The 25819-nt window shown below is 62.9% G+C and carries 25 protein-coding genes and 1 pseudogene; 18 read left to right on the top strand and 8 right to left on the bottom strand.

Annotated features, from left to right (window positions below; genetic code table 11):
• The first annotated feature begins 393 nt into the window (after window positions 1–393).
• From OCV80_RS08370 to OCV80_RS08360, 3 genes are all read left to right on the top strand, one after another.
• On the top strand, window positions 394–903 hold the full coding sequence (locus tag OCV80_RS08370; protein WP_267288351.1) for a helix-turn-helix domain-containing protein: 510 nt from the start codon (window positions 394–396) through the stop codon (window positions 901–903).
• A 327-nt stretch (window positions 904–1230) separates the two neighbouring features.
• The gene (locus OCV80_RS08365) at window positions 1231–1674 is read left to right on the top strand and encodes a GNAT family N-acetyltransferase (RefSeq protein ID WP_267288350.1); all 444 of its coding nucleotides are present in this window, start codon (window positions 1231–1233) and stop codon (window positions 1672–1674) included.
• A gap of 42 nt (window positions 1675–1716) precedes the next feature.
• Window positions 1717–3051 (top strand): CCA tRNA nucleotidyltransferase, encoded by a 1335-nt coding sequence (locus OCV80_RS08360; protein ID WP_267288349.1) that lies wholly within the window; start codon window positions 1717–1719, stop codon window positions 3049–3051.
• 77 nt (window positions 3052–3128) lie between these two features.
• Here OCV80_RS08360 and OCV80_RS16560 read toward each other — a convergent pair whose 3' ends face one another.
• The 4 genes and pseudogenes from OCV80_RS16560 to OCV80_RS08340 all read right to left on the bottom strand — a co-directional run bounded on the left by OCV80_RS16560 (window position 3129) and on the right by OCV80_RS08340 (window position 7629).
• Window positions 3129–4139, bottom strand: coding sequence for a 3'-5' exonuclease (locus tag OCV80_RS16560; protein WP_394802913.1), 1011 nt, complete (start codon window positions 4137–4139; stop codon window positions 3129–3131).
• 132 nt (window positions 4140–4271) lie between these two features.
• Window positions 4272–5672 (bottom strand): annotated as a pseudogene (locus OCV80_RS08350) (UvrD-helicase domain-containing protein); the annotation flags it as partial.
• Window positions 5673–6381: 709 nt separating this feature from the next.
• Complete coding sequence (locus OCV80_RS08345; protein WP_119310892.1) at window positions 6382–6852, bottom strand: threonine/serine exporter family protein; 471 nt, start codon at window positions 6850–6852, stop codon at window positions 6382–6384.
• 15 nt (window positions 6853–6867) lie between these two features.
• Window positions 6868–7629 carry a threonine/serine exporter family protein gene (locus OCV80_RS08340; RefSeq protein WP_021749457.1) on the bottom strand — a complete coding sequence of 254 codons (762 nt, stop codon included), beginning with the start codon at window positions 7627–7629 and terminating at the stop codon, window positions 6868–6870.
• A gap of 160 nt (window positions 7630–7789) precedes the next feature.
• Between OCV80_RS08340 and OCV80_RS08335 the strand changes: the two genes are divergently transcribed.
• The 5 genes from OCV80_RS08335 to OCV80_RS08315 all read left to right on the top strand — a co-directional run bounded on the left by OCV80_RS08335 (window position 7790) and on the right by OCV80_RS08315 (window position 11826).
• Window positions 7790–8260 carry a MarR family winged helix-turn-helix transcriptional regulator gene (locus OCV80_RS08335; protein ID WP_025545150.1) on the top strand — a complete coding sequence of 157 codons (471 nt, stop codon included), beginning with the start codon at window positions 7790–7792 and terminating at the stop codon, window positions 8258–8260.
• Window positions 8261–8263: 3 nt separating this feature from the next.
• Window positions 8264–9595: an MATE family efflux transporter gene (locus tag OCV80_RS08330; protein WP_021749460.1), complete on the top strand. Its 1332-nt coding sequence runs from the start codon at window positions 8264–8266 to the stop codon at window positions 9593–9595.
• A gap of 81 nt (window positions 9596–9676) precedes the next feature.
• Window positions 9677–10498, top strand: coding sequence for an AraC family transcriptional regulator (locus OCV80_RS08325; protein ID WP_267288348.1), 822 nt, complete (start codon window positions 9677–9679; stop codon window positions 10496–10498).
• Between the two features lie 7 nt (window positions 10499–10505).
• Entirely contained in the window at window positions 10506–11441 is a 936-nt protein-coding gene (locus OCV80_RS08320) for a DMT family transporter (RefSeq protein WP_021749462.1), read from the top strand.
• A complete protein-coding gene (locus tag OCV80_RS08315; protein WP_021749463.1) occupies window positions 11404–11826 on the top strand; it encodes a DUF2000 domain-containing protein in 423 nt (140 codons plus the stop codon). Before OCV80_RS08320 ends, OCV80_RS08315 begins: the two co-directional genes overlap by 38 nt.
• Window positions 11827–11892: 66 nt before the next feature.
• On the opposite strand, the gene OCV80_RS08310 is transcribed toward OCV80_RS08315, so the two are convergent.
• The gene (locus tag OCV80_RS08310; protein WP_119310894.1) at window positions 11893–12465 is read right to left on the bottom strand and encodes a hypothetical protein; all 573 of its coding nucleotides are present in this window, start codon (window positions 12463–12465) and stop codon (window positions 11893–11895) included.
• Window positions 12462–13019 (bottom strand): RNA polymerase sigma factor, encoded by a 558-nt coding sequence (locus OCV80_RS08305; protein WP_021749465.1) that lies wholly within the window; start codon window positions 13017–13019, stop codon window positions 12462–12464. The genes OCV80_RS08310 and OCV80_RS08305 overlap by 4 nt, the downstream gene beginning before the upstream one ends.
• A 242-nt stretch (window positions 13020–13261) precedes the next feature.
• Here OCV80_RS08305 and OCV80_RS08300 point away from each other — a divergent pair, with 242 nt between their 5' ends.
• The 3 genes from OCV80_RS08300 (at window position 13262) to OCV80_RS08290 (ending at window position 16907) form a co-directional block, all read left to right on the top strand.
• Window positions 13262–13663: a Mini-ribonuclease 3 gene (locus tag OCV80_RS08300; protein WP_025545004.1), complete on the top strand. Its 402-nt coding sequence runs from the start codon at window positions 13262–13264 to the stop codon at window positions 13661–13663.
• Between the two features lie 4 nt (window positions 13664–13667).
• The gene (locus tag OCV80_RS08295; RefSeq protein WP_267288347.1) at window positions 13668–15410 is read left to right on the top strand and encodes an Rqc2 family fibronectin-binding protein; all 1743 of its coding nucleotides are present in this window, start codon (window positions 13668–13670) and stop codon (window positions 15408–15410) included.
• Between the two features lie 183 nt (window positions 15411–15593).
• On the top strand, window positions 15594–16907 hold the full coding sequence (locus OCV80_RS08290) for a cation:proton antiporter (RefSeq protein ID WP_119310896.1): 1314 nt from the start codon (window positions 15594–15596) through the stop codon (window positions 16905–16907).
• Between the two features lie 87 nt (window positions 16908–16994).
• Here OCV80_RS08290 and OCV80_RS08285 read toward each other — a convergent pair whose 3' ends face one another.
• Entirely contained in the window at window positions 16995–17219 is a 225-nt protein-coding gene (locus tag OCV80_RS08285) for a DUF378 domain-containing protein (RefSeq protein WP_036630419.1), read from the bottom strand.
• A 208-nt stretch (window positions 17220–17427) separates the two neighbouring features.
• On the opposite strand from OCV80_RS08285, the gene thrH reads away from it, so the two are divergent.
• Both thrH and OCV80_RS08275 read left to right on the top strand, forming a co-directional pair.
• Entirely contained in the window at window positions 17428–18027 is a 600-nt protein-coding gene (gene thrH / locus OCV80_RS08280; RefSeq protein ID WP_021749470.1) for a bifunctional phosphoserine phosphatase/homoserine phosphotransferase ThrH, read from the top strand.
• A gap of 29 nt (window positions 18028–18056) precedes the next feature.
• On the top strand, window positions 18057–19337 hold the full coding sequence (locus OCV80_RS08275; RefSeq protein WP_021749471.1) for a DUF1015 domain-containing protein: 1281 nt from the start codon (window positions 18057–18059) through the stop codon (window positions 19335–19337).
• Between the two features lie 396 nt (window positions 19338–19733).
• On the opposite strand, the gene OCV80_RS08270 is transcribed toward OCV80_RS08275, so the two are convergent.
• Window positions 19734–20417 carry a helix-turn-helix transcriptional regulator gene (locus OCV80_RS08270; protein ID WP_181446417.1) on the bottom strand — a complete coding sequence of 228 codons (684 nt, stop codon included), beginning with the start codon at window positions 20415–20417 and terminating at the stop codon, window positions 19734–19736.
• Between the two features lie 166 nt (window positions 20418–20583).
• Here OCV80_RS08270 and ispE point away from each other — a divergent pair, with 166 nt between their 5' ends.
• From ispE to OCV80_RS08245, 5 genes are all read left to right on the top strand, one after another.
• Window positions 20584–21462 carry a 4-(cytidine 5'-diphospho)-2-C-methyl-D-erythritol kinase gene (gene ispE, locus OCV80_RS08265; protein WP_136891716.1) on the top strand — a complete coding sequence of 293 codons (879 nt, stop codon included), beginning with the start codon at window positions 20584–20586 and terminating at the stop codon, window positions 21460–21462.
• Between the two features lie 72 nt (window positions 21463–21534).
• A complete protein-coding gene (spoIIR, locus tag OCV80_RS08260) occupies window positions 21535–22170 on the top strand; it encodes a stage II sporulation protein R (protein WP_136891717.1) in 636 nt (211 codons plus the stop codon).
• Window positions 22171–22304: 134 nt separating this feature from the next.
• Window positions 22305–23177: a helix-turn-helix transcriptional regulator gene (locus tag OCV80_RS08255; protein ID WP_025545721.1), complete on the top strand. Its 873-nt coding sequence runs from the start codon at window positions 22305–22307 to the stop codon at window positions 23175–23177.
• A gap of 145 nt (window positions 23178–23322) precedes the next feature.
• On the top strand, window positions 23323–24336 hold the full coding sequence (locus tag OCV80_RS08250) for a substrate-binding domain-containing protein (RefSeq protein WP_158629837.1): 1014 nt from the start codon (window positions 23323–23325) through the stop codon (window positions 24334–24336).
• A gap of 367 nt (window positions 24337–24703) precedes the next feature.
• Entirely contained in the window at window positions 24704–25756 is a 1053-nt protein-coding gene (locus OCV80_RS08245; RefSeq protein WP_249390731.1) for a uridine kinase family protein, read from the top strand.
• Window positions 25757–25819: the final 63 nt, after the last annotated feature.

The following is a 25819-nucleotide window of genomic DNA, read 5'->3' as shown; positions in this document are numbered from 1 at the left end:
GCGCGCCGCTGATGATTCTGTGGGAATACCATGAGGTTGCCCAAAAACCTGCAATTCCTTACCAAATATTTCATTATAGTATGAGAAGACGGAAAATGCAACCAGAGAAATCCAGGGCCCCGTTTCAAGATCAGCGGTGGCGACCCCAATTCCGTCGGCTTCACCAAACTGAGCGCAGCCGTAAGAGGAAGGTAATTTGCCGCATACCTGTGGCAGCTTTGCGTAATTTGCCGGTTTGGATACGTGCCGCAGGAATCAACAAATCTTGCCTGCCGCAAAAGAAAGAAGCCAAAAGCCGCCTGCACAGTCTGAACGCAAATGTTAATATACGTTGCTTGCGAAAACAGGCTGTTTCTCGTACAATGGCGTTAATCAGAAAGGAGTTCATTCCCTATGTTATGTGAAAACATCAAAGCCATCAGAAAATCAAAAGGGCTATCGCAGGAGGAACTTGCGATCAAGCTGAATGTGGTGCGGCAGACCATCTCCAAATGGGAGCAGGGATTGTCTGTTCCGGATGCTGATATGCTGATCTCCCTGTCAGGGGCGTTTGAAACACCTGTGAGCACGCTGCTCGGAGAACCTGTCACAGCGGCGAAGGCTGATGACCTGAAAGCGGTTTCCGAAAAGCTGGAGATCATAAATTTGCAGCTGGCACAGGGGAAGGAGCTGCGGCGAAAAACAGCTCGCTGCCTGCTTATTGGATTGTGTACGGCCATCGTAATTATTTCCGCAGTTTTCATTTACTGCGGGAGTCCTTATCTGGGGTGGAATTATCACGATCCGGAAACCGCCGTTGTTGGAGTCGCTTTTCACGCATTTGAATGGCTGTTTGTCAGGTTTGCGCCGATGCTCTTGATAGGAGCAATCCTTGGGATTTTCCTGACACGGAAGAAGGCATAGAGCGGGCCTGTTTTGGGGTGCAATTCAGTTCCCGAAATTCCAGCCTGAGGGGCGGAAGGCATTGCTTCCACGCCTGGACAACATGGGCAGCTGTGTTCCGCGGGGAAAACAGCTGCCCACGTCTTTTGCCCACGGGTGGAAACATGACCGGCTGTGAAGGAGCGGAGATCCAGGCATAGTTTCACCCAAATGACAGAAGATTTCCTTGTTCCGTGAAATCACGATCATACTTCAAAAGGCAGAATCCGATGGACCCTGCCTTGCGGCGGGTCGCTTGGTGTGGTATCATCAGAGCAGCGCGAGGTACAGGAGGAATGGAGGAGGCCCATGATCCGAAGAATGGGGAAGGGCGACCTGGATGCTGTGGCGGCCATCTGGTTGGACGCCAACCGGGAAGCCCACGATTTCATCCCAGCAGCCTATTGGCTGGGACATTTTGAAGAGGTCAGGACTGCGCTGGCCCGGGCGGAGGTCTGGGGCTTTGAGACGGAGGCGCGGGCCGAAATTTCAGGCTTCATCGGACTTCTGGGAGACTACATCGCCGGCATCTTCGTCCGGAGGGAGGCCCGGTCCGGCGGCGTGGGTCGGCAGCTGTTGGACCACGTGAAGACCAGCCGCGGGCAGCTGCGCCTGCAGGTCTACCGGAAAAACCTCCGGGCGGCAGCCTTCTACCGGCGGGAGGGGTTCCGTGTCCTGGAGGAGGGCGTGGATCCCGAGACTGGGGAAGCGGAACTTCTTATGGAGTGGCGATGGGACGGCCCGCAGAGCTGATCCGCGATACGCAAGGAGAATGGACATAAGGGAGGTGGGCACATGACAACGGTAACGATCCCCGCTCCGGTAGGGGAGATCCTGAAAACACTGGAGGCGGCGGGGTATGGTGCATGGTGCGTGGGCGGCTGCGTCCGGGATGCCCTGCTGGACCGGATGCCGGGGGACTGGGATGTGACCACTTCCGCCCGGCCGGAGGAGACTATGGCCCTGTTTGCCGGCCGGGCTGTCCCAACTGGTCTGCGCCACGGCACCGTCACCGTAAAGACGGAGCAGGGTGGCGTGGAGATCACTACACTCCGGCGGGACGGTGCCTATCGGGACCACCGGAGGCCGGAGACCGTGACGTTCACCGACTCTCTGGAGGAGGATCTGCGGCGCCGGGACTTCACCATCAACGCGATGGCAGCGGACCTGCAGGGGACCCTGTACGACCCTCTGGGCGGCCGGGCAGACCTGACGACGAAGGTCCTGCGGTGTGTGGGAGAGCCGGACCGCCGGTTCGGCGAGGATGCCCTCCGCATCCTGCGGGGACTGCGGTTCGCGGCGGAGCTGGGGGTCACTGTCCATCCGGATACAGCGGTGGCCATCCACCGGAACCGGGAATTGCTGAGAGCCATTGCTCCGGAGCGGATCTGGGCGGAGCTGAAAAAGCTGGTGTCCGGAAAATGGGCCGCAGAGGTCCTGCGGGCCTATCCGGATGTGGCTGGCGTCTTCTGGCCGGAGATTCTGCCCATGGTGGGGTTTGACCAGCGGAACGGCCACCATTGTTACGATGTGTGGGAGCACACCCTCCATGCCATGGAGAAAGTGAAACCGGAGCCGGAGCTGCGGCTGACCATGCTGCTTCACGATATTGGAAAGCCAAATTGCTTTACAGTGGATGGGCTGGGCTGCGGACACTTTTACGGCCATCCGGCGGAGAGCGCCCGCATGGCGGAGGCCATGCTGGGTCGCCTCCGGGCCGAGACGGTTCTCCGGGAGACGGTGGTGCAGCTGGTGGCTTGGCATGACCGCAACATCCCACGCACCCGCCCGGGCGTGGCTCGGGCACTGGGGGCACTGGGGGAGCGGGACCTGCGGCGTCTGCTGGATGTGAAGCGAGCGGACAATCTGGCTCAGGCCCCGGCGTACCGCTTCCTGCAGGGGGAGATCGACAGGGCGGAATGCATCCTGGACCAGCTGCTGGTGGAGGGCGCCTGCGTATCCCTGCGGCAGCTGGCGGTGAACGGGCGGGACCTGCTGGCCATGGGACTCTCCGGCCCCGCGGTGGGACAGACTTTGCGGGAACTGCTGAACGCTGTGCTGGATGACTCCCTGCCTAACGAGCGTCACGCGCTGTTAGCTGCTGTCAGGGATCGGGCATACCGAATCTGAAGGCAACGGAAAAGAGAGAAGCCCCGGACACACGTGTGCCCGGGGCTTTTGGTATGAACTGGGAGAAGGGGAATCGCTCAGAACAGGCGCAGCTGTTCCGCCTCCCGGCGGCGGCCGGTGGTCTCCCGGACCACCGTCTCCGGCAGTTCCCGCAGGAAGGGAGAGAACTCCGGCGCGGCGGTGAGGATCAGCTCCTCCCGGGCCCGGGTGAGGCCCACAAAGAAGAGCCGCCGCTCCTCTTCCGCATCCGCCGGGCGGCCGGGGGACTCCAGGGGCATCGCTCCGGCGGAGAGACCCGCCAGGAACACCGCAGGGAATTCCAAACCCTTGGCACCGTGGAGCGTCATCAGGCGCACTGCGCCGGAGGCCCAGTGTTTGCCGGATGCCCGCCGGAGGTCTGCCTCCTGGCCCAGGACCAGAGCATCCCAGAGGCTGTCGAAGTCCTCGTGGAATACCGCCGTGTTCCGCAGGCGTTCCAGGGCCGGAGAGGTGCCGTACTGTTCCTCCCACTGTTCCACCAGCTTCCGGGGTGTTTCCGTCTGGACCAGAGGGAGCCAGACCTCTGTCCGGTCCAGCCAGTTTTCCAGAATGCCGTGGCCCCGGACCGCCTCCTGCAGGGCCGCCGAGTCCAGCGTGCCCATCTTTTGGCAGAGCGTCTGGGCCTTCTGGATGAGATCTGCCGGGCAGTTCCACAGCAGCCGGAGGGCGGACTCCAGCGCCGCGTTGTCTGCTGGCACCACCAGGGAACGGAGGAAGCCCAGCGCCCCCCGAACCGCCGGGTCATCCAGGAAGTCCTCCCGCCCGGTGACAAGACAGGGAATATCGTCGTGGCGGAGGCATTTCTCCACCAGCTCCAGCTGCCGGTGGGTGCGGCAGAGCACCGCAATATCGGAAAAGGCCCGCACCGTCCGCTCGTGGCCCAGGGCCTGGGCCTCCAGCATGTCCACGCCGCCGGTCATACGGCCGATCTCCTTGGCGATGAATACGGCCTCGGAGAAGCTGTCCGCTGCCTGGACCAGTCGCACGGCAGGACCGGCGGGGCAGTGGGGAGTCAGTATTCGGCCCCCGCCGGGATTATGACCGATCACTGCCAAGGCCGTATCCAGAATGGCCGGAGCAGAGCGGTAATTTTCTGTTAGGTGAATTTCCTTTACACCAGGATGCTCCTCTTGAAGCCGCTGGAAGCACCGGCAGTCGGCGCCCCGGAAGCCGTAGATGGACTGGTCCGGGTCGCCGATGACGAACAGCTCCCCGCTCCGGCTCTAGGACCGGACCAGCTGGTACTGGATATCGTTGATATCCTGAAACTCGTCCACCAGCACATGGCGGAAGCACCGCAGACCGGTGACATCCCGCTTCAGTCCTTCGGTCAGCAGGTCGTCGAAGTCCAGGGCGCCCAGGTCTCGCAGCCGGGCCTGATAGGCGTCGTACAGCTCCGCGTCCAGACCGGTATCCTCCGGGGACACGCCGTTTTTCACCCGGGAGACAGACTGGAGCAGCGTTTTTCCGCCGCCCTTTCGGCCGGACTCCCGCAGCACCTGCTCCGCGATGGTCAGGGCCTCGCCGGGACTGATGAGCCGCACGTCGCCAAGCAGTTTCAGACAGATGGCGTGGAAGGTGCCGATGGTCATGGCCGCCACCGCCCGCTTGCCGCCCAGACGCTGTTCCAGCCGGGCGCGCATCTCTGCCGCCGCTTGATTGGTGAAAGTGACGGCGGTAATCTCTCCGGGGCGGACGCCCCGTTCCTCCACCAGCCAGGCGATCCGGGCCACCAGGGTGCGGGTCTTGCCGGTGCCGGGGCCCGCCGTCACAGCGGTTACCGGCGCGGTGGAGGTGACGGCCTCCAGCTGCGGGGGATTCAGCGCCTCCGGCTGGGGAGCAGCCGGGGCCGCTTCTGGCGCCAAAACGTGCTGCAGCTCCCGGCGGGGCTTGGATTTGCGCACAGGCAGGTCCAGGCCAAACAGAGAGATCTGCCCGCTGAACCGGGCGATCTCACCGGGGGTCAGCAGGGAGATGACGCCGTACTCCCCGTCAAAGCCCGCCCGGCGCTCCACCTGCCCGGCCCGCAGGCGGCGGATGCCCTCCGCCACGCAGGGGCCGGCCGTGTGGGCGATATCCTCCACAGGCACCTCCCGCAGGATGGAGAACTCCGGCCCCAGGGCATGGAGCATCTGCTCGTACAGCGCCTGGGTATTCTTCCCAGCGGCGGAGACTCCGGTGGAGGCGGCGATCACCTCCGGCAGGGGCGCCAAACTCTCAAAGGGTTTGGCACCCTCGGGACGAAACCCTGCAGGACGGTCCGCCAGGGCCTCCACCCGGTGCTCCACGCCGATGGTCAGTTTCTTCCCGCAAACGGGGCAGACGCCGCCCAGCGCCGCTGTCTCCGCCGGGGTCAGGCAGACGCCGCAGTTCCGGTGGCCATCCAGGTGGTACTTGCCCTCCTCGGGGAAGAACTCCACCGTGCCCTGGAATCCCTCTCCGGTGCGGATGGCCCGGACCAGCTCCGGGTAGGTGAGGCCGGTGTCCAGAAGATCCGCCTCCCGGCCCAGCTTGGAGGGGGAATGGGCGTCGGAGTGGGAGACCAGGGTGAGTCCGTCCAGGGCAGAGACCCGCCAGTTCATGGGCGGATCAGAGGAGAGGCCCGTCTCCACCGCGTGGATGTGGCCGGTCAGATCCCCGAAGCACTCCTCCATGGTATCGAAGCCGGAGAAGGCGCCAAACAGAGCGAAGTGGGGCGTCCAGATGTGAGCGGGGATGAATTCCGCGTCCGGGCAGGTGTCCAGGGTCAGCTCCAGCAGGTCCCGACTGTCCAGCCCCAGAATGGGCCGTCCGTCGGAGTGGATGTTGCCGATGGCCTCCAGCCGGGCGGAGAGCTCGTCCGCCGCCTCCAGAGAGGGCAGCAGGATCAGGTTGTGGACTTTCCGGGTTCTGCCGTGGCGCTTGTAGATGCAGCTGATCTCCCCGGTGATAACGAACCGGGGCGCCTCGCCCGGGGCGACATCCGGCAGGCGCAAATCCTGGCGCAGGGTATAGACGCCCTCTCCGGCGGGCACCAGCTGCTCCCGCAGCTCGGCGCGCCAAGCGGGGTGGGTGAAGTCCCCGGTGCCCACCATTCGGATGCCCTTTCGCCGGGCCCACCAGTCCAGGTGGGGGAGATCTCCGTCCTTACTGGTGGCCCGGGAAAAGCGGGAGTGGATGTGGAGGTCGGCAATGTACATGGAAGTCCTCCTCTGTCGAATCAAGTCGATTCCATTATAATCTCTTCCATCCGACAGCGCAAGGCGGAGAAAAGCAGCCCGGCGTGTTCCGCCGGGCTGCTGAAAAAATCATTTATGGGTTTTGCCTGCCGGAGGGCATGCGCTTCGGGACGCGAGCCAGGCGCGGGAACACTGCCCGGAACAGGGAGGAGGCCAGGATGACCCCAACCGCCAGGGCGGCCGCCATGCCCAGAGTGCCCAGCAGGGCGCTGAGGAATTGCTCTGTGTCGCCCTCCAGACAGTAGCCCATGGCGTAGTAGATGCCGCCGCCGGGCACCAGGGGCAGCAGGGCCACCAGCTGATAGCCGGTGACGGGGCAGCGGCGGATACGTGCCATGACTTCTGAGAACAGACTGATGGCCATGGCGGCGAAAAAGCCTGCCAGGATGGTCTTGCCGGCCAGCAGATACACCAGCCATCCCAGAGCGCCGCCACAGCAGGCAATCAGCTTGCCGGGGCCATGGATATTGAACACCAGAGTGAATCCGATACAGCCGGCGAAAGCACACAGGCAGGGCAGAACATATTGAGACCAGATATCCATAAAAGTAGATCCCCTTTACAGAATATACCCGATGCCCAGGCCCACAGCGGCCCCCAGAGCGATACCCGTGGCGATCAGAATAGCCTCCGCCGTCCGGCTGAGTCCGGAGTAGGTGTCGCCGGCCACGATCTCCCGCATGGCGTTGGTCAGGGCCACGCCGGGCACCAGCAGCATCAGGACGCCGATGGTCACCAGGTCCACATTATTCCCCAGGCCCGCCCGCACCAGCAGAAGAGACAGCAGGGAGGCGATGCCGCTGCATACCAGCGTCCGCAGAAAGCTGTTGCTGCCCAGCCATCTGCCGCCAAAGAGCAGGCAGGTGCCCACCACCAGACCGCAGAAGAAGGCGCTCAAGCTGTCCCAAAACCCGCCGCCGAACAGGGGACAGAAGAAAGCGGGGGCGATACCGTAGCCCAGCAGCACCGTGGCGGGGCGGTGGCGGCGGCAGGAGGCAGGGAGGCGGTCCACCATGGCCCGGGCCTCGTCCAGGGGCGGTACGGTACGGCAGAGCTGGCGGCATAAAGCGTTGCAGCTCTCCAGTAGCTCCAGATCCGTGCCGTGGGCACTGATCCGGCGCATCCGGGTCACCGGACGGCCATCCTCCGCCATCAAACTGACAATCAAACAGCTGGGGATGGCAAACACCTGGGCGTCCTTGCCTTGGTAGGCCTGCAGCAGCCGGTAGACGGACTCCTCCACACGGGAGATTTCCGCGCCGCTCTCTGCCAGCAGGCAGCCCAGCGATGTGGCTAGATTCAACAGCTTGTCCGAATCCATAAAACGCCTCCTCTCGCCTTTTTAAGATATGCGATTTTTGGAAAAAACACAAGGGATATTTTGACGAAACGCGCCGCGCAGGGGAGCCCTTGACAAAAAGGAGCGGTTTCTGTATAATCGAATAGTCCGAAATCGGACAAAATAAGACGGGAGGGATTCGATGGGACAGGAAGTTCTGGATGCTTTCTGGAAATCCAATGACCGAATCTACAATGAGAATACCCTGCTGTACCACCGTCTGGCCCGGGCCTGCGGCCTGCCGGACTGCGCCTTCTGGCTGCTGTACACCCTGCGGTCGGAGGAGGCGCCCCTGACCCAGACCCAGTTGAGCGAGCAGCTGTCCCTACCCAAGCAGACGGTGAATTCCGCCCTGAAAAAGCTGGTGGAGGAGGGAGTCCTCCGCTTGGAGGCGGCGGACGGCAATCTGAAAAACAAGCGGGTCTGTCTGACAGAGGCGGGCGAGGCATTCCTCCGCCGCACTGTGGACCGCGTGTTCGGCGTAGAGAGCGCCGCGGCCGCCCGCCTGACCGAGGAGGAGCGGTCGGCGCTTGTGGCATTGAGCCAGAAGCTGCTGGATGCCTTTCGGGCGGAGACGGAAGCTTTTTTACAGACCGCTGCGATAGGAGACTGATGTATGCAGATCAAACTTTCTGACCATTTCACCTACGGACGGCTGCTGCGTTACACACTGCCGACCATCGTTATGATTATCTTCACCTCTCTGTACAGCGTGGTAGACGGACTGTTCGTATCCAACTTGGTGGGGGACCTGGCCCTGTCGGCGGTGAATATCGCCTTCCCCATCACTATGATCATCGGCGCCTTCGGCTTCATGCTGGGCACCGGCGGCAGCGCCATCGTGGCCCGCACGCTGGGGGAGGGGAAGCCGGAGCTGGCCTCCCGATATTTCACGCTCTTCATCTGGTGCGTGGCGGGGCTGGGCGTGGTGCTCTCCATTGTGACCATCGCCTTCATCGAACCCATCATGCGTTTTGCCGGGGCTAGCGACCTGCTGCTGGAAGACTGCATCGCCTACGGCCGGATCCTGCTGGCCGGCAGTGCCGTGTTCATGCTCCAGAGCGCCTTTCAGAGTTTCTTTTCCGTGGCGGAGAAACCCAAGCTGGGGTTACTGCTCTCCCTGGCTGCCGGAGCCACCAACATCACCTTTGACTACGTGTTCATCGCCCTGCTGGGCATGGGTGTCACCGGTGCCGCATGGGCCACAGTGCTGGGCTACTGCGTGGGCGGTGTCATCCCGGTGGTGTACTTCCTGCTTCCCAGAAGAGAGGGCCTGCGGCTGGTGCGGACGAACTTTTACGGCCGGGAACTGCTTCACGCCTGTATCAACGGCTCCTCGGAGCTGATGAGCAACATCTCCGCCTCCGTGGTGGGCATCCTCTACAACATCCGGCTGATGGACCTTCTGGGAGAGCCGGGCGTGGCGGCCCACTCGGTGATGATGTACGTGGATTTCGTGTTTGTGGCTGCCTTTCTGGGGTTCTCCATGGGCAGCGCCCCCATCGTCAGCTATCACTACGGGGCGGAGAACTATGATGAGCTGAAGAACATCTTCCGCCGCAGTGGCGTCATCATCGCCGCTACCTCCGTGGCGATGGTGGCGGCGTCGGAGCTCTTAAGCCGGCCCCTGTCTGCTGCCTTCGTGGGGTACTCTCCGGACTTGCTGGAGCTGACCACCCACGGCTTCCGGATCTTTGCCCTGTGCTACCTTTTCTGCGGGCTGAATATCTACGCATCCGCCTTCTTCACGGCCCTGTGCAACGGCGCCCTGTCGGCCCTGATCGCCTTCACCCGCACGCTGCTGCTGCGGGGTGGACTGGTGCTGGTGATGCCGGTGTTCTTCGGCGTGGATGGCGTCTGGTGGTCCGTGGCGGCGGCGGAACTGCTGGGGGTGGTGCTCTCGGTGGTGCTGCTGGTGCTGATGCGGCGGCGTTACCATTACGCCTGACGGGGGAAAACGCGGATATGTTACAAGACGGCGGCTCCGCTCAGGTGGTATGCTGGCTGGTGCCGACAGGAGGGAAGAACCATGAGACAAGCGGCGCGGACCGCCCGATATGACCAGGCTCTGGGGCTGGAGGCGTACAGCCTCCGGGCGGTGGACAGGCCCTTTCCCAGCCACTTTCACGACCATTATGTGATCGGCGTGGTGGAGCGGGGGACCCGGACCCTCACCTGCGGCCGCCAACAGCAGGTCATCGGCCCGGGAGACGTGCTGCTGTTCAACCCGGGAGACAGCCATGCCTGCATCCAGGCGGACGGGTCCCTGGACTACCGGGGACTGAATATCCCACGCAGCACCATGCTGGCCCTGGCGGAGGAGATCATGGGCAGCCGGGCAATGCCCGGCTTTTCCGTGGCCGTGGTTCGGGACGGAGAACTGGCAGGCCGCCTCCGGGCCCTGCACCGGGCGGTGCTGGGGGAGGAGCCGGAGCTCCGGAGGGAGGAGGCGCTGCTGCTGGCCTGGGGCCTCCTGCTGCCGGGTTACGCCGGGATGGTGGAAACGGTTTCTGCCTGCCGGGTGGAGGTGGAGCGGACCTGTGCGTTCATCCGGAGCCACTATGCCCGGCATATCACGCTGGAGGAGCTCAGCCTTCAGGCGGGACTGAGCAAATCCGCCCTGGTCCGGGCCTTTGCCAAGGCCAAGGGCGTCACGCCCTACCGCTATCTGATGGCGGTGCGGATCAGCGAGGCACGGCGCCTGTTGGAACGGGGTGTCTCCTCTGCAGAGGCCGCCGTGGAGACAGGCTTTTCCGATCAGAGCCATTTCACCAACTATTTCACTGCCTTCACCGGCCTGACGCCGGGGGCCTGCCGGGAGCTGTTCCGGCAGGAATGGGAGAGAGGATGACACAGCCGTGGAGACGAATCCTGCACGGGGCCACCTGGCGGCCCTGCTGACCATTGTGATCTGGGGGACCACCTTCATCTCCACCAAGGTGCTGCTGGTGGATTTCCAGCCGGTGGAGATCTTGTTTATCCGGTTCATGATGGGCTTTCTGGCGCTGCTGGCAGTCTGTCCTCGCCGCCTGCAGGGCGTCACACGGCGGCAGGAGGGATTGTTTGCCCTGGCGGGGCTGTGCGGCGTGTGCCTGTACTACCTGCTGGAGAACATCGCCCTGACGTACACCATGGCCTCCAACGTGGGGGTCATCATCTCCGTGTCTCCCTGCTTCACCGCCCTGCTGACCCATTTTCTGATGCGGGGCGAGGAGCGGCTGCGGCCCACATTTTTCGCAGGCTTTGCGGTGGCCATGGCGGGGATCTGCCTTATCAGCTTCAACGGCTCTGCCCTGGAGCTGGACCTCCGGGGGGATTTGCTGGCGCTGCTGGCTGCCTTCGTGTGGGCCTGTTACGCCCTCTTGTCCCGGAAGATCAGCGCCCTGGGCCATCCCACTGTCCTGACCACGCGGCGAACCTTTTTCTACGGGCTGGCATTCATGCTGCCGGCGCTGATGGTCTCTGGCGTCCGGCTGGAGCTCACGCGACTCACAGCCCCGGTGAACCTGGGGAATCTGCTGTTTCTGGGGCTGGGGGCCTCGGCCCTGTGCTTCGTCACCTGGAACTTCGCGGTGAAGGCACTGGGGGCGGTGAAAACCAGCGTGTACATCTATCTGGTGCCGGTGATCACAGTGGCGGCCTCCGTGCTGATCCTGCGGGAACCCTTCACCTGGATGACCGGAGCCGGTACGGTACTGACCCTGATCGGGCTGCTTCTCTCTGAAGGCAAACTCCATTGGAAAGAGGGAACACACCATGAAACAGGAACTGGACAAATGCGTCCTGGTGATTGATGAGGCCATGCCCCGGGGCCTCGCTGCCAACACAGCGGCCATCCTGGGCATCACATGGGGCCGGCTGCGGCCGGAACTGGTAGGGGAGGACGTGACCGACGCTGCCGGAGCCATCCACCCCGGGATCATCCGCACGCCGGTGCCGGTGCTCTCCGGCAGGCCGGAGACTTTTCAGACCCTGCGGCGGCAGCTGGCCGAGCTGGAATTTGCAGATGTGGCGGCTGTGGACTTTACAGATCTGGCCCAGAGCTGCCGTACCTACGGCGAGTTCATCGAAAAAATGGCCCGCACCGGGCCGGGGGAGCTGCGATACCTGGGCATGGCCCTTTTGGGCCCCCGGCATCAGGTGGACCGGCTGACCGGAAGCCTGCCGCTGCTGCGGTAGGGAAAAAACGCAGGAATGGGGCCGCGCCCGGTTGCGGCCCCATTCTCGTATCATTTCCCGGAGGACTTATGGCCCCTGCTGGATCAACAGATCCACCTCAGCATCACCGCCATTGGTGTACAAATAGCTGCAGGCAAAGCCGTTCACTTCCCAGATGGCATACGACATACTATCGTATTGGTAGTATGCGACGCTGACGCCCGCAATCTCTCTGCTCTCCTCCAGTGTGCCGCCGTAGATTCCGCTGATGTCTCCACTCCCATACTGGATACGAAACTGGGAGCCGTCCGCATAGTCCACCTGTCCCATGGTGGGGTACCCATCTGAGATGAACACGGAGTACGCCTCCACCTCTTTCTCCAGCACAGGGACCTTGAAGTCCAGATATGCTTCCATCTCTGCGGCGGACGCGACTGTGAGGATGGGATTCGGGATTTGAACCTGCTGAGGATCCGGGGCAGCGCGCCCTCTGCCCTGAATCAGCAGTGCCCCGCCGGCGGCCAGCAGGCACAGGCAGGCCGCCGCGGCGCCCCACCGGACCCAAAAGGACTGCCCGTGCTTTCGCCTGTACCGGGCGGCCTCTTCCACATACCTGCCGTCGAGCGCACTCAGAGCATCAGAAAACTTCTTTGCATTCATAAAAACGCCTCTCTTTCTGCCAGATATTGTTTCAGCTTCCTTCGGATCCGGGTCAGCCGGACGGAGATATTTTTTTCGCTCAGCCCGACAAGCCCGGCGATGTCCCGGCAGCTGTCAGAAAACCAGTAGCGCCGCATGAAGATTACGCGGTTCTCTGCGGACAGCGTATCCAAAAAGCACGCAATGACGCGGGCGAGCTCCCTTGCCTCCACCTCTTCCTCGGCGCTCTTTCGGTCTGGAAGACACTCCTCGACTTCCTGCAAAGCAAGGGTGTAAGGACTGTTTCGCTTGGCAGCGCCCTTTTTCCAATAGCACTTCAGGGAAATGTTGCGGACGATCCGCGCCATATAGGGCAGCAGAGAGTCCGGTTTTGCCGGGGGAATGGCATTCCATGCCCCCAGGTACGCATCATTGACGCACTCATCTGCGTCCTGCCTGTCATTCACGATGTGATAGGAGAGACTGTGGAATAGTTTTCCATATTTCGCGTCCAATGCCTCGATAGCCTGTTCGGAACGTGCAAAGAACAGTGTGATGATCTGTTCCTCATCCATGGTTGCTCCACCTCCTTTCCGGTTTCACTTTGTACACTACGTTTTTTTCGGCAAATCCTACAACAGATTCCAGTATTTTTTCAATATACGATCATGCGGCCATACGGCCGGAAGAGAAGCGGAGAAGGCCGCAGTTCCAGCTGCGTCTGCGGAAAAGACAACATTGCATCCCAGGTGACAAACCGGGGGAAGTGTGGTAAAATATTCCGGTATGAAAATTTCTGTTCCCCAAGGAGTCCTTTATGGAAAACTATTTTGAACCGAATCTCACCGACGACCAACTGCGCGCTATCAGTTCCATCGGCCTGGCCCACATGGGGGACGCCGTGTTCGAGGTGCTGGTGCGCACCTGGCTCTGTGCCCATGGCAAGGCCACGGGAAGGGGGCTGCACCAGGCCACCATTGCCCTGGTGCGGGCGGAGAGCCAGGCGGAGAAGGCGGAGCGGATCCTGCCCCTTTTGACGGAGGAGGAGGCCGCTGTGTTCCGCCGCGGGCGGAACGCTCACGTGAAGTCGGTACCCGGCCATGCCACCCGGGCCCAGTACGGCGAGGCCACGGCCCTGGAGGCCCTGTTGGGCTGGCTGTATCTGAAGGGCCGGCGGGACCGGATCAATGCGCTTTTCCGCGCGATGATGGAGGAGTAAGACCATGCCATTGGATGGAATCTGTATGCAGGCGGTGGCGGAGGAGCTGCGGTCGGAACTGCTGGGCCTGCGGATCGATAAGGTTCAGCAGCCCGCCCGGGACCAGGTGATCCTGCTGCTGCGGGGGAATAAGCGGCTGCTGCTGAACGCCGGGGCCAACACTCCCCGCATCCAGCTGACGGCCCTGACAAGGGACAACCCGGCGGAGCCCCCCATGTTCTGTATGCTGCTGCGCAAGCATCTGGTTGGGGGACGGGTGGCTGCGGTCACCCAGCCGCCCCTGGAGCGGCTGGTACGGCTGGAGCTGGACGTTACTGACGACTTCGGTCAGCCGGGGCGGCGGACCCTGGTGCTGGAGGCCATGGGCCGCCGGTCCAACCTGATCCTGCTGGATGGGGAGGGCCGGATCATCGACTGCCTCCGTCGGGTGGACGCGGACATGTCTGCTGCCCGGCAGGTGCTGCCGGGGCTGTATTATGAGCCGCCTGCCTCCGTAGGCCGCCTGCCGGTGACGGAGGAGACGGAGAACGGCTTCCGGGAGAAGATCTCCGCCGCAAACCCGGAGCGGAGTGTGGACGCCTTTCTGCTGGACCACTACTTCGGCATCTCCCCCCTGATCGCCCGGGAACTGGCCTTCCGCTCCGTAGGGGAGACGGATGCCCATCTCTTTGACCTGGGAGCGGTGGGAGAGGACCGCCTCTGGAAGGAATTGTCCGGGCTCATCAGAGATATACAGGAAAATCACTTTACACCAATCTGCCTGAAAAAAGATGGGAAGATGGCAGATTTCACCTACTGCCCCATCGCCCAGTACGGCCCTGTTATGGAGACCGTCCGGTATGACACTTTTTCCACCCTGATGGATGACTTCTACGCCCTGCGGGAGCAGCAGGAGCGGGTGCGTCAGCGGGGGGCGGACCTGCTGCGGACTGCCACCACGGCACGGGACCGCATCCGGCGGAAACTGGCCATGCAGGAGAAGGACTACGCCGCCACACAGAACCGGGACCAGCTGCGGATCTACGGTGACCTGATCACCGCCAACCTCTACCGCATGGAGCGGGGGGCGGCCAGATTGGAGACAGAGAATTTCTATGACCCGGAGTGCCGCCCTGTCGCCATTCCCCTGGACCCGCTGCTGACGCCCCAGCAAAACGCCGCCAAATACTACAAGCGCTACACCAAGGCCAAGACGGCGGAGAAGTATCTGGCGGAGCAGATGGCCCTTGCCCGCCGGGACCTGGACTATCTGGAGAGTGTGCTGGAGGAGTTGAGCCGGGCAGAGACGGAACAGGACTTTTTGGACATCCGCGGCGAGCTGCGGGACGCGGGCTTCCTCCGCCGACAGGGAAAAAAGGAACAGAACCGGCCTGCAAAGCCTCTGGAGTTCCGCACCACCTCCGGCTTCCGGGTGCTGGTGGGGCGGAACAACCGCCAGAACGACAAGCTGACCCGCAGCGCGGACCACCGGGACATCTGGCTCCATACCCAGAAGATCCACGGTTCCCACGTGATCCTCTGCACAGGCGGCCGTGAGGTGGACGATGACACCATCGTGGAGGCGGCCAAGCTGGCGGCCTGGTTCTCCCAGGCCCGGGAGGGTGCCAACGTCCCCGTGGACTACACACCGGTGAAGAACGTGAAGAAGCCCGCCGGTGCCCGGCCCGGCATGGTGATCTACTCCACCTGCCGTACCGTGAACGTGGCGCCGGAGGAGGGGCTTGTGAAGAAACTTCAATTGTCATAAAAAAGTTGTTAAAAAGAAGCTGCTTGTTGGTCAAGCAGCTTCTTTTTCTTTCAAAATATCCAAAAACAGGAATCTTTTTTGTGCAGAATGGCTCTTGCAAAACGGGAGCAAAGGTTTACAATAAAGCTCTCCTGAAAACGGGAGGCAATCAGTATTCAGACCTCAGAAAGCGAGTGAGAGGCAATGACGTATCATTATCTCATGGACCTGGCGCTGATCCTGTTGAGCACCAAGGTGCTGGGCATCCTGACGAAACGCATCCAGATGCCACAGGTGGTTGGCGCGCTGGTAGCCGGACTGATTCTGGGACCGGCTATGTTGAACGTGCTGTCAGAGACAGAGTTCCTCACCCAGCTCAGCGAGTTGGGCGTGATCGTACTGATGTTCTCTGCCGGCATGGGCACCGATATCCAGGAGCTGAAGCACAGTGGCAAGGCAGGCTTCCTGGTGGCCCTGCTGGGCGTGATCGTTCCACTGGTCCTGGGTACGGGGCTGGCGATGTTCGCTGACCGGACCGGCATGATTGAGACCAGCGGATTTTTGGAGGATGTGTTCATCGGCACCATCCTTACTGCAACTTCCGTCAGCATCACAGTGGAGACACTGAAGGAGATCGGCAAGCTGGATACCAAGGTGGGCAACACCATTCTGGCGGCGGCTCTGATCGACGACGTGCTGGGCCTGATTGCCCTGACCATCGTCAGCAGCCTGTCCGGCGGACAGGACAGCATCGCCCTGGTGCTGCTGAAGATCGTGCTGTTCTTCGTGTTCTCCGCTGTGGTCTCCTTCCTCGCCCACAAGTTCTTCTGCTGGCTGATGGCCCTGTGGCCCGGCCGGGAGCGGCGCCGCTATCCGGTGCTGGCCTTTGTGCTGTGCCTTCTGATGGCTTACTGCGCGGAGGAGTTCTTCGGCGTGGCGGACATCACCGGCGCCTATGTGGCGGGCCTGGTGATCTCCTGCACCCCCAAGTCCTCCTATATCCAATCCAAGTTCGAGCCGTTGAGCTTCCTGCTGCTGACGCCGGTGTTCTTCGCCAGCGTGGGCATCAAGGCGAAGGTGGACGGCATGACCGGCAGCCTGGTGCTGTTCTCCATTCTCCTGCTGCTGATTTCTGTGGCCACCAAGATCGTCGGCTGCGGCCTGGGCGCAAAGCTCTGTCATTTCACTGGCAAGGAGAGCCTGCAGGTGGGCGTGGGCATGGTCTGCCGCGGCGAGGTGGCGCTGATCGTAGCCAACCGGGGCCTGGAGCTGGGAGTGCTGTCCGGGACCCTGATGGCACCGGTCATCATCACCGTGGTGGGCGGCACGATCCTCACACCCATCCTGCTGAAGCTGGTATTCCGGCACGACGGACAGCCGGCCAGCGCGGCGGACAGCAATCTGGCAGACCACTATGAGAAGATGGAGCAGCTGGATATCGTCTCCGCAGAGCTTCTGGCCAGGGACCAGAAATACCTGAAAGAAGGGGAGCACGGCGGAGACAAGGACCGCGGCTGATCTGCTCCGGTGACTGAGAACCGCAAATACGGGGAGCCGGCCTTTTGGTCGGCTCCCCGTATTTTGAAAAGCGCGCTGTATCCGCCGTCAGGCGGTGTGGCGGGCGTGGCCCGTCTCCTCGTCGGAGGAGCGGAACAACAGCGTGATGCACCACAGGCCCGCCAGGCCCACCAGGGCGTAGATGATGCGGGAGAGAATGGCCATCTGGCCGCCGCAGAGGAAAGCCACCGTATCAAAGCCGAACAGGCCGATCCCGCCCCAGTTCAGGGCGCCGATGATAGCCAGTGCCAATGCGATCTTATCAATCACCATGCGAAAAACCTCCTTTATGCCTTCCAGCAGGGATTTGGCGTTAGTGTATCCAACGGGGCGGGAACTATGCGGATGGGGAAAATTTCCAGCCTGGACAAAATTTGCAAATCGCATTGCAAAGGAAAGATAGGGATTGTATAATCGAAACAGCGGGATCCGATCTCGCCCGCGGCGAAGCCGCGCAGACCGATTGATAAGGGGAGACAGTATGAATATTGTATGCTTGGATATGGAGGGCGTCCTGGTGCCGGAGATCTGGATCGCATTTTCAGAGGCCAGCGGCATTCCGGAGCTGCGGCGCACCACCCGGGATGAGCCGGATTACGACAAGCTGATGACCTGGCGGCTGGGCATCTTGAAGGAGCACGGCCTGGGGCTCAAGGAGATCCAGGACACCATCGCCAAGATTGATCCGCTGCCCGGCGCCAAGGCGTTTTTGGACGAGCTGCGGGCCACCACCCAGGTGATTATTCTGAGCGATACCTTTGAGGAATTCGCCAAGCCTCTGATGGAAAAGCTGGGCTGGCCCACCATCTTCTGCAACTCCCTGGAGGTGGCGGAGAACGGCGAGATCACCGGCTACAAGATGCGCTGTGAGAAGTCCAAGCTCACCACGGTGAAGGCCCTGCAGTCCATCGGCTATGACACCATCGCCAGCGGCGACAGCTTCAACGATTTGGGGATGATCCAGGCCAGCAAGGCAGGCTTCCTCTTCAAGAGCACGGAGCAGATCAAAGCCGACCACCCGGAGATTCCGGCCTTTGAGGAGTTTGACGACCTGCTGGCGGCCATCAAGGCGGCGCTGTAAGAGTTTTCCGGAAAGAAAGGGGACGCGACATGAACGAGAAATTCCAGAAGCTGGGCTTTTACCCGGCGGATATCCTGCTGCCCAAGGATGCGGACATGACCAAGTGGGCCGTGGTGGCCTGCGACCAGTTCACCTCCCAGCCGGAGTATTGGCAGGCGGTGGAGGAGACTGTGGGGGACGCGCCTTCCACCCTCCGGCTGATCCTGCCGGAGGCCAAGCTGAACGACCCGGATGTGGACGCCCATATCGCGGACATCAACGGCGCTATGAACCGCTATCTGGCGGAGGGCGTCTTTCAGACCCTGCCGGGGTCCCTGTTCTATATTGAGCGCACGCAGTCCGACGGCAAGGTGCGCCACGGCCTCATCGGCATGGTGGATTTGGACCAGTATGACTTCACCCCCGGCTCCGGCGCCCTGATCCGGGCCACGGAGGGGACGGTGCTCTCCCGCATCCCACCCCGGGTACGGGTACGGCAGGACGCCCCCGTTGAGCTGCCCCACGTGATGCTGCTGATCGACGACCCGGACCGCACGGTTATTGAGCCCCTGACCGCCGCCAGCGGGGAGATGGAGCAGCTGTATGACTTTGACCTGCAGCAGGGCGGCGGGCACCTGAAGGGCTGGAAGCTGACGGACGCCCAGATGGACGCCGTGGCGGACGCCCTGGCGGCTATGTGCACGCCGGAGGCCATGGAGAAAAAGTACGGCCTGAAGGACGCGGCACCTCTGCTGTTCGCGGTGGGCGACGGCAACCACTCTCTGGCAACAGCCAAGCAGTGCTATGAGAACCTGAAGAAGGTCACGCCGGAGGACCAGTGGGCCGATTTGCCCGCCCGCTATGCTCTGGTGGAAGTGGTGAATAATCACGACGACGCCCTCCAGTTCGAGCCGATCCACCGTGTCCTCTTCGGCGTGGAGCCCGAACAGGTGCTGGAGGCGATGAAGGCCGCCTATCCCGGCGCCCACGAAGGGGAGGGCGAGGGCCACACCATCGCCTACACCTATGCAGGGCATACCGGTACCATCACGGTGCCCAATCCCAGGATGCAGCTGGCGGTGGGCACGCTCCAGACCTTCCTGGACGCCTATCTCAAGGAGCACGGCGGCGAAGTGGACTACATCCATGGCGACGAAGTGACGGACGAGTTGGGCAGCAAGTCCGGCAACATCGGCTTCAAGCTCCCGGCTATGGGCAAGGAACAGCTGTTCAAGACCGTCATGGCCGACGGCGTCCTGCCCCGCAAGACCTTCTCCATGGGCCACGCCCAGGATAAGCGGTACTATGTGGAGGCCCGGAAGATCAAGTAAGAAGTCATTTCCACAGATACAGACAGCGCCGCAGGCTTTTGCCTGCGGCGCTGTTTCTTCTGAAACCTGGCAAAAGCCGCGGGACCGCCGCGGCTTTTGGGGAGAGCGTCTTTTTAAAACAGGCCCCTCCGCCTCCGGAACTTCTGGGTAGCTTCATACGCGAAACAGAGCAGGGCGAGGGACAGGATTGTGATGGCCGGCAGGAGCAGGGCTGCGTACAGCAATGAGCTTCTGCTCAAAAACAGGATGTCCAGCATACGATGCTCTTTTCTGGTGCTGTTGGGGGGGATTGCCCAAACAATTCATTCCACCCCCTCTGTGCTGCGTATAAATGCACCGCATTCTGTTAAAAAAGAAAGAAGATTTGTGAAATTTTACATGACGCCGGGCATTCGTTCAAAAGGCAGAATCCCGGTCGATCACGTTCCAGTGAGAGGCGGAGACTGTCTGCCCATCCTTGCACTCCAGCTGCACTTCCAAATGAGAATAAAGGCTGGTGGGGAGCTCCCAGCGGAACAGGGCGAAGGTCCGGCCGTTCCGGATCCGCCGGACGCCGATCTGCTGCCGCTCCTCGGCCACTCCGGTGCCGGTGGGATACAGAAACAAAACTACCTGATCCACCGTGTGCTCCCGGCCGTCCTGAAAGGTGACCGCCACGTTCACGGTGCTGTCTGGCGGAAACAGATACCAGCCGAAGTCGCTTTTGGCGATCTCCTGCCCGGCCGCATCATAGAAATAGACGCCTGTAATCTGCGGATCCTCCGGCGGCGGCCAGCCGTCCTGATGCGCGCTGTAAAGGATCCAGCCCAGCGCCGCCAGCAGCGCCAGGCAGAGGAGCCCTGCCGCCAGCGTCAGCCGCTTCCACCGCCGCAGAGGGACGGGCGGCGCTGTTTCTCTTTCCACTTGAAGGTCTGTCCCCAAAATCTCCGAGAGCGCCCGCCGATTTTCCGGAGAGGGAACAGAGGTTCCCATCTCCCACTTGGATACCGCCTGCCGGCTCACGCCCAGCCGCTCCGCCAGAGCCTCCTGGCTCATGCCCAAGCGATCCCGGCCTTCCCGAATCGCCTTGCTCATGTCCATGACGCACCGCCTCCCGCTCCGCTGCTCTCAGCATAGCAGGTTTTTCCGGTTGCGTCCACCAACTTTCCGCAACCGTCCGGTTGCGGGCGATTCATTGTTTCTACTTGGGGAGGGATGTGCTATACTGGACCCAGACAGCGGGCGGAGGCCCGCGGGAGGTGGTGCGATGAAGACTTTGACGCTGGAGGCCCCGGCCAAGATCAACCTGACTCTGGATATTCTGGGGCGGCGTACAGACGGCTATCACGACATGCGGATGGTGATGCAGGCCGTGTCCCTGGGGGACACCGTGACGGTGGCAGAGGCGGCGGGCGGCTTTTCCTTGCTGACAGAGGGCATCTCCCTTCCGGCGGGGAAGGTCACTTTGGAGCAGCGGGCGGCGGATGCCTTTTTCCACAGGCTGGGCCGCCCGGTGCCGGGGCTGGAGGTACGCCTTGCCAAGCGGGTCCCGGCTTATGCGGGGCTTGGGGGCGGCAGTGCGGATGTGGCGGCGGTGCTGCGGTGCCTGCGGACCCTGTACGCCCCGGATCTGCCGCGGCAGGCGCTGGAGGAGATCGGGCTGGCAGTGGGCAGCGATGTGCCCTTCTGCGTCCGGGGCGGCACATGTCTTGCAGAGGGACGGGGTGAGCTCCTGACGGACCTGCCGCCTCTGCCGGACTGTGCCATCGTACTGTGCAAGCCGGACTTCGGCCTGCCCACACCGGAGCTGTTTGCCCGGCTGGACGGGGCGGACCTGGGCCCCCGGCCGGATACGGCGGCCATGGCAGCGGCGTTGGCCCGGGGCGATCTGGCCGCCGCGGCCGCCTGCCTTGGAAATGTTTTTGAGCGGGTGCTGACGGAGGAGGAAGGGGAGGAGATCCGCTCCATCAAGGAAGCCCTGCTGCGGCACAGTGCTCTGGGCGCGGCCATGAGCGGTTCCGGCCCCACGGTGTTCGGCCTGTTTGATGACCGGCAGAAGGCGGTCCGGGCAAAGGAGGCGCTGGAGGGACGTTACCGGCAGACGTATCTGGCCGCGCCGGTAAAAATATTGGAAAAGATGGAATAAAATCCGGAATTTCCGTCCATGATGGGGGAAACGGGCCCCATGGGGCTACATAGCAAAGGACGGAAAACGGATATGAAAACAGCTGCAAAGCGTGAGCGAAAGACTCTGCGGATCGTGGAACTGGCCCTGCTGCTGGGTGCGGCGGCGTTTCTGATGACCGGCGTCTGGGCGCTGAACACCCAGCGGGACCTGGCGGACAAGGTGGTGCGGCTCCATGTGCTGGCCAACTCTGATACGGAGGAGGACCAGGCACTGAAGCTCCTGGTCCGGGATGCGGTGCTGGAGCGAGCCACGGAGATTCTGGAGCAGTCGGCGGACCGGGCGGAGGCAGAGATTCGCCTGCGGGAGAGCCTGCCGGAACTGGAGGCCATCGCCGAGGAGACGGTACGGGCCAACGGCTATGACTACGCCGTGACGGCGGAGCTGGAGGACACGGCCTTTCCCACCAAGGAATATGACGGCTTCTCTCTTCCAGCCGGGGAGTATCTGGCCCTGCGGATTCTGATTGGGGAGGGCGTCGGACAGAACTGGTGGTGTGTGGTGTTTCCGCCCCTGTGCACCGCTGCCTCCGCGGACGTGCCGGAGACGGCCCTGGCCGCTGGCCTGACGGAAGACCAGGTCAGCCTGATGACGGAGGAGGATGGCGGCTACCAGCTGAAATTCAAGGCCGTGGAGCTGTGGGAGCGCCTGAAGGCGGCGCTGGAGTGAGCGGGAGCCGCCCTTGACACGGCCCGCTGGGAACGGTATCATAAGGGCCGGGACCGGACTTTCCTGCGGCCCCACGGCGGGGAGCGGCGGATGGCCGGATGCTCCGCACTTTCCAGCGGGGAGGAGACGGCGGCATGAGAGAGGCGGAACTGAATCGGCAGCGGGTGGTGTTCACACCGCAGGAGGCGGCGCGCCTGCCTCAGGACCGGCCCTATGCGGCGTACATCTGCCACTATGACTGGGCGGAGGGAGAGCACGCCACACTGATGCACTGCCACGAGCGCCTGGCGGAGGTGCTGCTGATCCTGAAGGGCAGCGGCCGGTACACCGTCGATCTCCGCCGGTACGAGGTGGCAGCCGGAGATGTGGTGCTGTGCAGCGGCGGCGCCCTCCACGACGAATTCCCCCAGGCAGACCAGCCGTATCAGACCCTGTGCGTGGCCATCGGGAACTTGGCGCTGGCGGACCTGCCGCCATACAGCCTGCTTTCCCCGGACCGCTGCCCCCTGTTTCACCAGCCGGAGCAGTTTGCGGACCTGAAGGAGCTCTTCTGCCTGATGGACCGGTATGCAGCGGAGCGGGAGCCGGGCTTCCAGGAGCTGTGCCAGCACCTGATGCTGGCGTCGCTGGAGCTGGTCCGGCGGATGGCGGCGGGGCGGAAGGAGGATCTCGTCACCCGGGAGGACTCCACCTTCGGCCGTGTGGCCAGATACATCGACCGCCATTATGCGGAGGACCTCTCCATCGAGCAGCTGGCCCGCCAGTTTTATCTGAGTCCCTATCATCTGTCCCATATCTTCCGGCAGAAGACGGGATACAGCCTCAAGCAGTATGTCCTGCGCCGCCGGATCGGGGAGGCTCAGATGCGGCTGGTGAACGCGCAGGACAGCGTCCAGACCATCTCCGAGGCGGTGGGATTCGCGGACGCCAGCTACTTCTCACGCATCTTTTCAAAATACGTCGGCCTCACGCCCACGGAGTACCGGAAATTCCGGATCGGGCCGTGAGACCGCAGAAAAGTCCGGAAAAAAGACCTGCGGAGGGAACCGTGCCGTTCCCCCCGCAGGTTTGTCTATTTCATTCCGTCAGGTATATTTGTATACTTTGTCCAGCATCCTAAGCAGAAGACGGATGAATAGGGAGGAGATCCAGATGAAACGGACATGGAGGAAGAAGATCGGCGCAGTTGTGGCCCTGCTGGCCGCCGTGGCAGTGCTGGGTACCGGCTGCGGCGCGGACGCCGCCGGGGCTGTGGAGTCCCGGACCAGGGAGACGAGGGCTCTGGGCCTGCTGCTGTCTAGGGAGGATACGTTTTTGTTGGAGCTGAAGGCGGACATCGAAGCGGAGGCCGCCGCCCAGGGCTACGCGGTGCGGTATTACAACGCGGGCAACGACCCGGAGACCCAGCTGCGCCAGGTCCACGAGGCCCTGGCAGAAGGCGTGGAGACCCTGCTGGTGAACCTTGCAGACGGGGAGGACTCCGAAAAGGTGGCAGACATCGTGGGCGACGCAGGAGTCGTGCTGCTGAACCGGGCGCCGGGGACGGCGATCCTGAACGAGCGGATGGTGTTTGTGGGCATGGACGAGGCCGGGAGCGGCGCCCTCCAGGGGCACGCCCTGGCGGAGTATTTCTGGGAGACGGACCACGGGACGGATATCCGCTATCTGCTGTTCCAGGGGATGCCCGGCCAGGAGAATACAGATGCCCGCTCCGGCACCGCCGTGCAGAGCCTGCTGGACGACGGCTTCTGCCCCATCGCCGCGGCAGATTACCAGGTCTGCGGCTTCAGCCGGGAGCGGGCCCGCCAAGCCATGGCGGCCCTGCTGGAGCAGGGCGTGGACTTTGACTGCGTCATCTGCGACAACGATGAAATGGCCCTGGGAGTCATCGAGGCGCTGGAGGCCGCCGGCTGGGATCCGGGCGCGGCGCCCATCGTCAGCGTGGACCACACGGCGGAGGGGGCCGCCGCCCTGGAGAGCGGCAAGCTCTATATGACGGTGGACCAGAATCCGGAGGACCAGGCCCGGGCGGCGGTGGCGGCAGCCGTCAATCTGGCCCGGGGTCGGGCCTATGACGACGGGCTCCGGGAGCTGCTGGGGAACGACTGCACGGACCCGGAGCAGCCCTTTGTACTCCGGGTTCCTGTGGAGGCGGTGACCGCTTGACGTACTGCCTTGCTTTGCCGGAGTGCAGAAAAGCCTGTGTTCAGAAGGAACACAGGCTTTTTCAGCCCAGAAGGTACTGCGGGACGGGCGCCCCGGCATGGGATCAGACAGGGAACGGATGCGGAACGCGGGCTGCACAGCATGGATTCCGCACTTGAACGGGCATATCCCGAATCGGCATGCGCGATGAAAGGCGGGTGCGCAAAACCAGCTGCAAACTCCCACTCTGCTCCGCGTGCGGATACCATCCGAAAAAATTTCAGATTTTTTCACGCTTGCTCTTGACTTTGAGTGTACTCCAGGTGCTATCCTATAAACGTGTCGGATGACCGATGCGCAATACCACGGCTGCCGGGGGGCTGAAGAGATGCATGAGGAATTTCAAACGGTCCTGCGGGAGCACCTGGCCCGCTATCCGCTGATGGAGCCCCAGGACTGCGCCAAGCTGGCCTATCAGAGTACGTTCGGTCCAGCCCATGCAGCGGGGGAACGGGGAGATGTCCTCCGGCAGCTGCTGGGGGAGTGCAGCGCCCTTCCCGCAGACCGGGAGGCCCGGCCGCCGGAGCGGATCGGGAACGGTTTGTGCCGCGTTCATTTGGCGGGGACGGGGGATTGGACGCTGGCTGCGCCGCTCCTGGCGGATCTGCTGCTTCTGACGGCGGCGGAGCACCACGGGACGGCGGCGGACCTGGAGGAATGCCTGACCGCGGCGGAGGCGCTGCCCCTGCCCGGTATGGCGGACTGGCTGGCGGTGTACCGCCGTCAGGGCTGTCCGCCCGTCCACCACTCGCCGGCCTACCGGGAGGCGTATGACCCCCACTACCGGGTCCTGCGGACAGCATACGGCGGGTACTTCCCGGCACTGCTGGCGGCGGCCCGGCTGGCGCGGAGCGGCAGACCAGCCGTCGTGGCCATTGACGGCCGCTGCGGCAGCGGCAAGAGCGGCCTGGGAGACCTGATGGGGCGGCTCCTTCCCTGCAACGTGGTCCACATGGATGACTATTATCTCCCACCGGACCGCCGGGCAGAGAACTGGGAGCAGATCCCGGCTGGAAATATGGACCTGGCCCGCTTCCTGCAGGAGGTACTGGTGCCGGCAGGGGCCGGAGCGCAGATCCGCTGCCGCCCGTATGACTGCCGGAGCGGCACGCTGAGGGAGGGGACAACGCTTCCGGCCCGGCCCCTCACTGTGGTGGAGGGAAGCTACTCCCAGCACCCGCTGCTGTCGGCCCGCTATGATCTGCGGATGTTTCTCACCTGTGCGCCGGAGGAGCAGCGCCGCCGCCTGGAGCGGCGGGAGGGCGCCCACTTCGCCGCCTATGAGAGCCGGTGGATGCCCCTGGAGGAGCGGTATATCCGCCAATGCGGCCCGGAGAAGGGCTGCCAGCTGGTGATCGACACCACCGAATTTTTCCCCTGACGAGGGGCAAGTCCCTGAAAAACGCCCGGCCAGAAGGCCGGTATTCACAGCCCTGCAGACTCC

It is taken from the genome of Oscillibacter acetigenes (assembly GCF_025567605.1).
In the GTDB taxonomy this organism is placed as follows: Bacteria; Bacillota; Clostridia; order Oscillospirales; family Oscillospiraceae; genus Oscillibacter; species Oscillibacter welbionis.
Note: the sequence above shows the minus strand (reverse complement) of the source record. Positions and strands in the feature narration are given on the sequence as shown.

Coding starts and splice junctions, on each gene's coding strand:
- OCV80_RS08310 (WP_119310894.1), bottom strand. CDS start 12,465: ATGAATGCAAAGAAGTTTTCTGATGCTCTGAGTGCGCTCGACGGCAGG.
- OCV80_RS08300 (WP_025545004.1), top strand. CDS start 13,262: ATGGAAAACTATTTTGAACCGAATCTCACCGACGACCAACTGCGCGCT.
- OCV80_RS08365 (WP_267288350.1), top strand. CDS start 1,231: ATGATCCGAAGAATGGGGAAGGGCGACCTGGATGCTGTGGCGGCCATC.
- OCV80_RS08250 (WP_158629837.1), top strand. CDS start 23,323: ATGAAACGGACATGGAGGAAGAAGATCGGCGCAGTTGTGGCCCTGCTG.
- OCV80_RS08275 (WP_021749471.1), top strand. CDS start 18,057: ATGAACGAGAAATTCCAGAAGCTGGGCTTTTACCCGGCGGATATCCTG.
- OCV80_RS08345 (WP_119310892.1), bottom strand. CDS start 6,852: ATGGATATCTGGTCTCAATATGTTCTGCCCTGCCTGTGTGCTTTCGCC.
- OCV80_RS08340 (WP_021749457.1), bottom strand. CDS start 7,629: ATGGATTCGGACAAGCTGTTGAATCTAGCCACATCGCTGGGCTGCCTG.
- OCV80_RS08325 (WP_267288348.1), top strand. CDS start 9,677: ATGAGACAAGCGGCGCGGACCGCCCGATATGACCAGGCTCTGGGGCTG.
- spoIIR (WP_136891717.1), top strand. CDS start 21,535: ATGAAAACAGCTGCAAAGCGTGAGCGAAAGACTCTGCGGATCGTGGAA.
- OCV80_RS08315 (WP_021749463.1), top strand. CDS start 11,404: ATGAAACAGGAACTGGACAAATGCGTCCTGGTGATTGATGAGGCCATG.
- OCV80_RS08255 (WP_025545721.1), top strand. CDS start 22,305: ATGAGAGAGGCGGAACTGAATCGGCAGCGGGTGGTGTTCACACCGCAG.
- OCV80_RS08370 (WP_267288351.1), top strand. CDS start 394: ATGTTATGTGAAAACATCAAAGCCATCAGAAAATCAAAAGGGCTATCG.
- ispE (WP_136891716.1), top strand. CDS start 20,584: ATGAAGACTTTGACGCTGGAGGCCCCGGCCAAGATCAACCTGACTCTG.
- OCV80_RS08335 (WP_025545150.1), top strand. CDS start 7,790: ATGGGACAGGAAGTTCTGGATGCTTTCTGGAAATCCAATGACCGAATC.
- OCV80_RS08270 (WP_181446417.1), bottom strand. CDS start 20,417: ATGGACATGAGCAAGGCGATTCGGGAAGGCCGGGATCGCTTGGGCATG.
- OCV80_RS08245 (WP_249390731.1), top strand. CDS start 24,704: ATGCATGAGGAATTTCAAACGGTCCTGCGGGAGCACCTGGCCCGCTAT.
- OCV80_RS08360 (WP_267288349.1), top strand. CDS start 1,717: ATGACAACGGTAACGATCCCCGCTCCGGTAGGGGAGATCCTGAAAACA.
- OCV80_RS08285 (WP_036630419.1), bottom strand. CDS start 17,219: ATGGTGATTGATAAGATCGCATTGGCACTGGCTATCATCGGCGCCCTG.
- OCV80_RS08290 (WP_119310896.1), top strand. CDS start 15,594: ATGACGTATCATTATCTCATGGACCTGGCGCTGATCCTGTTGAGCACC.
- OCV80_RS08295 (WP_267288347.1), top strand. CDS start 13,668: ATGCCATTGGATGGAATCTGTATGCAGGCGGTGGCGGAGGAGCTGCGG.
- OCV80_RS08305 (WP_021749465.1), bottom strand. CDS start 13,019: ATGGATGAGGAACAGATCATCACACTGTTCTTTGCACGTTCCGAACAG.
- thrH (WP_021749470.1), top strand. CDS start 17,428: ATGAATATTGTATGCTTGGATATGGAGGGCGTCCTGGTGCCGGAGATC.
- OCV80_RS08330 (WP_021749460.1), top strand. CDS start 8,264: ATGCAGATCAAACTTTCTGACCATTTCACCTACGGACGGCTGCTGCGT.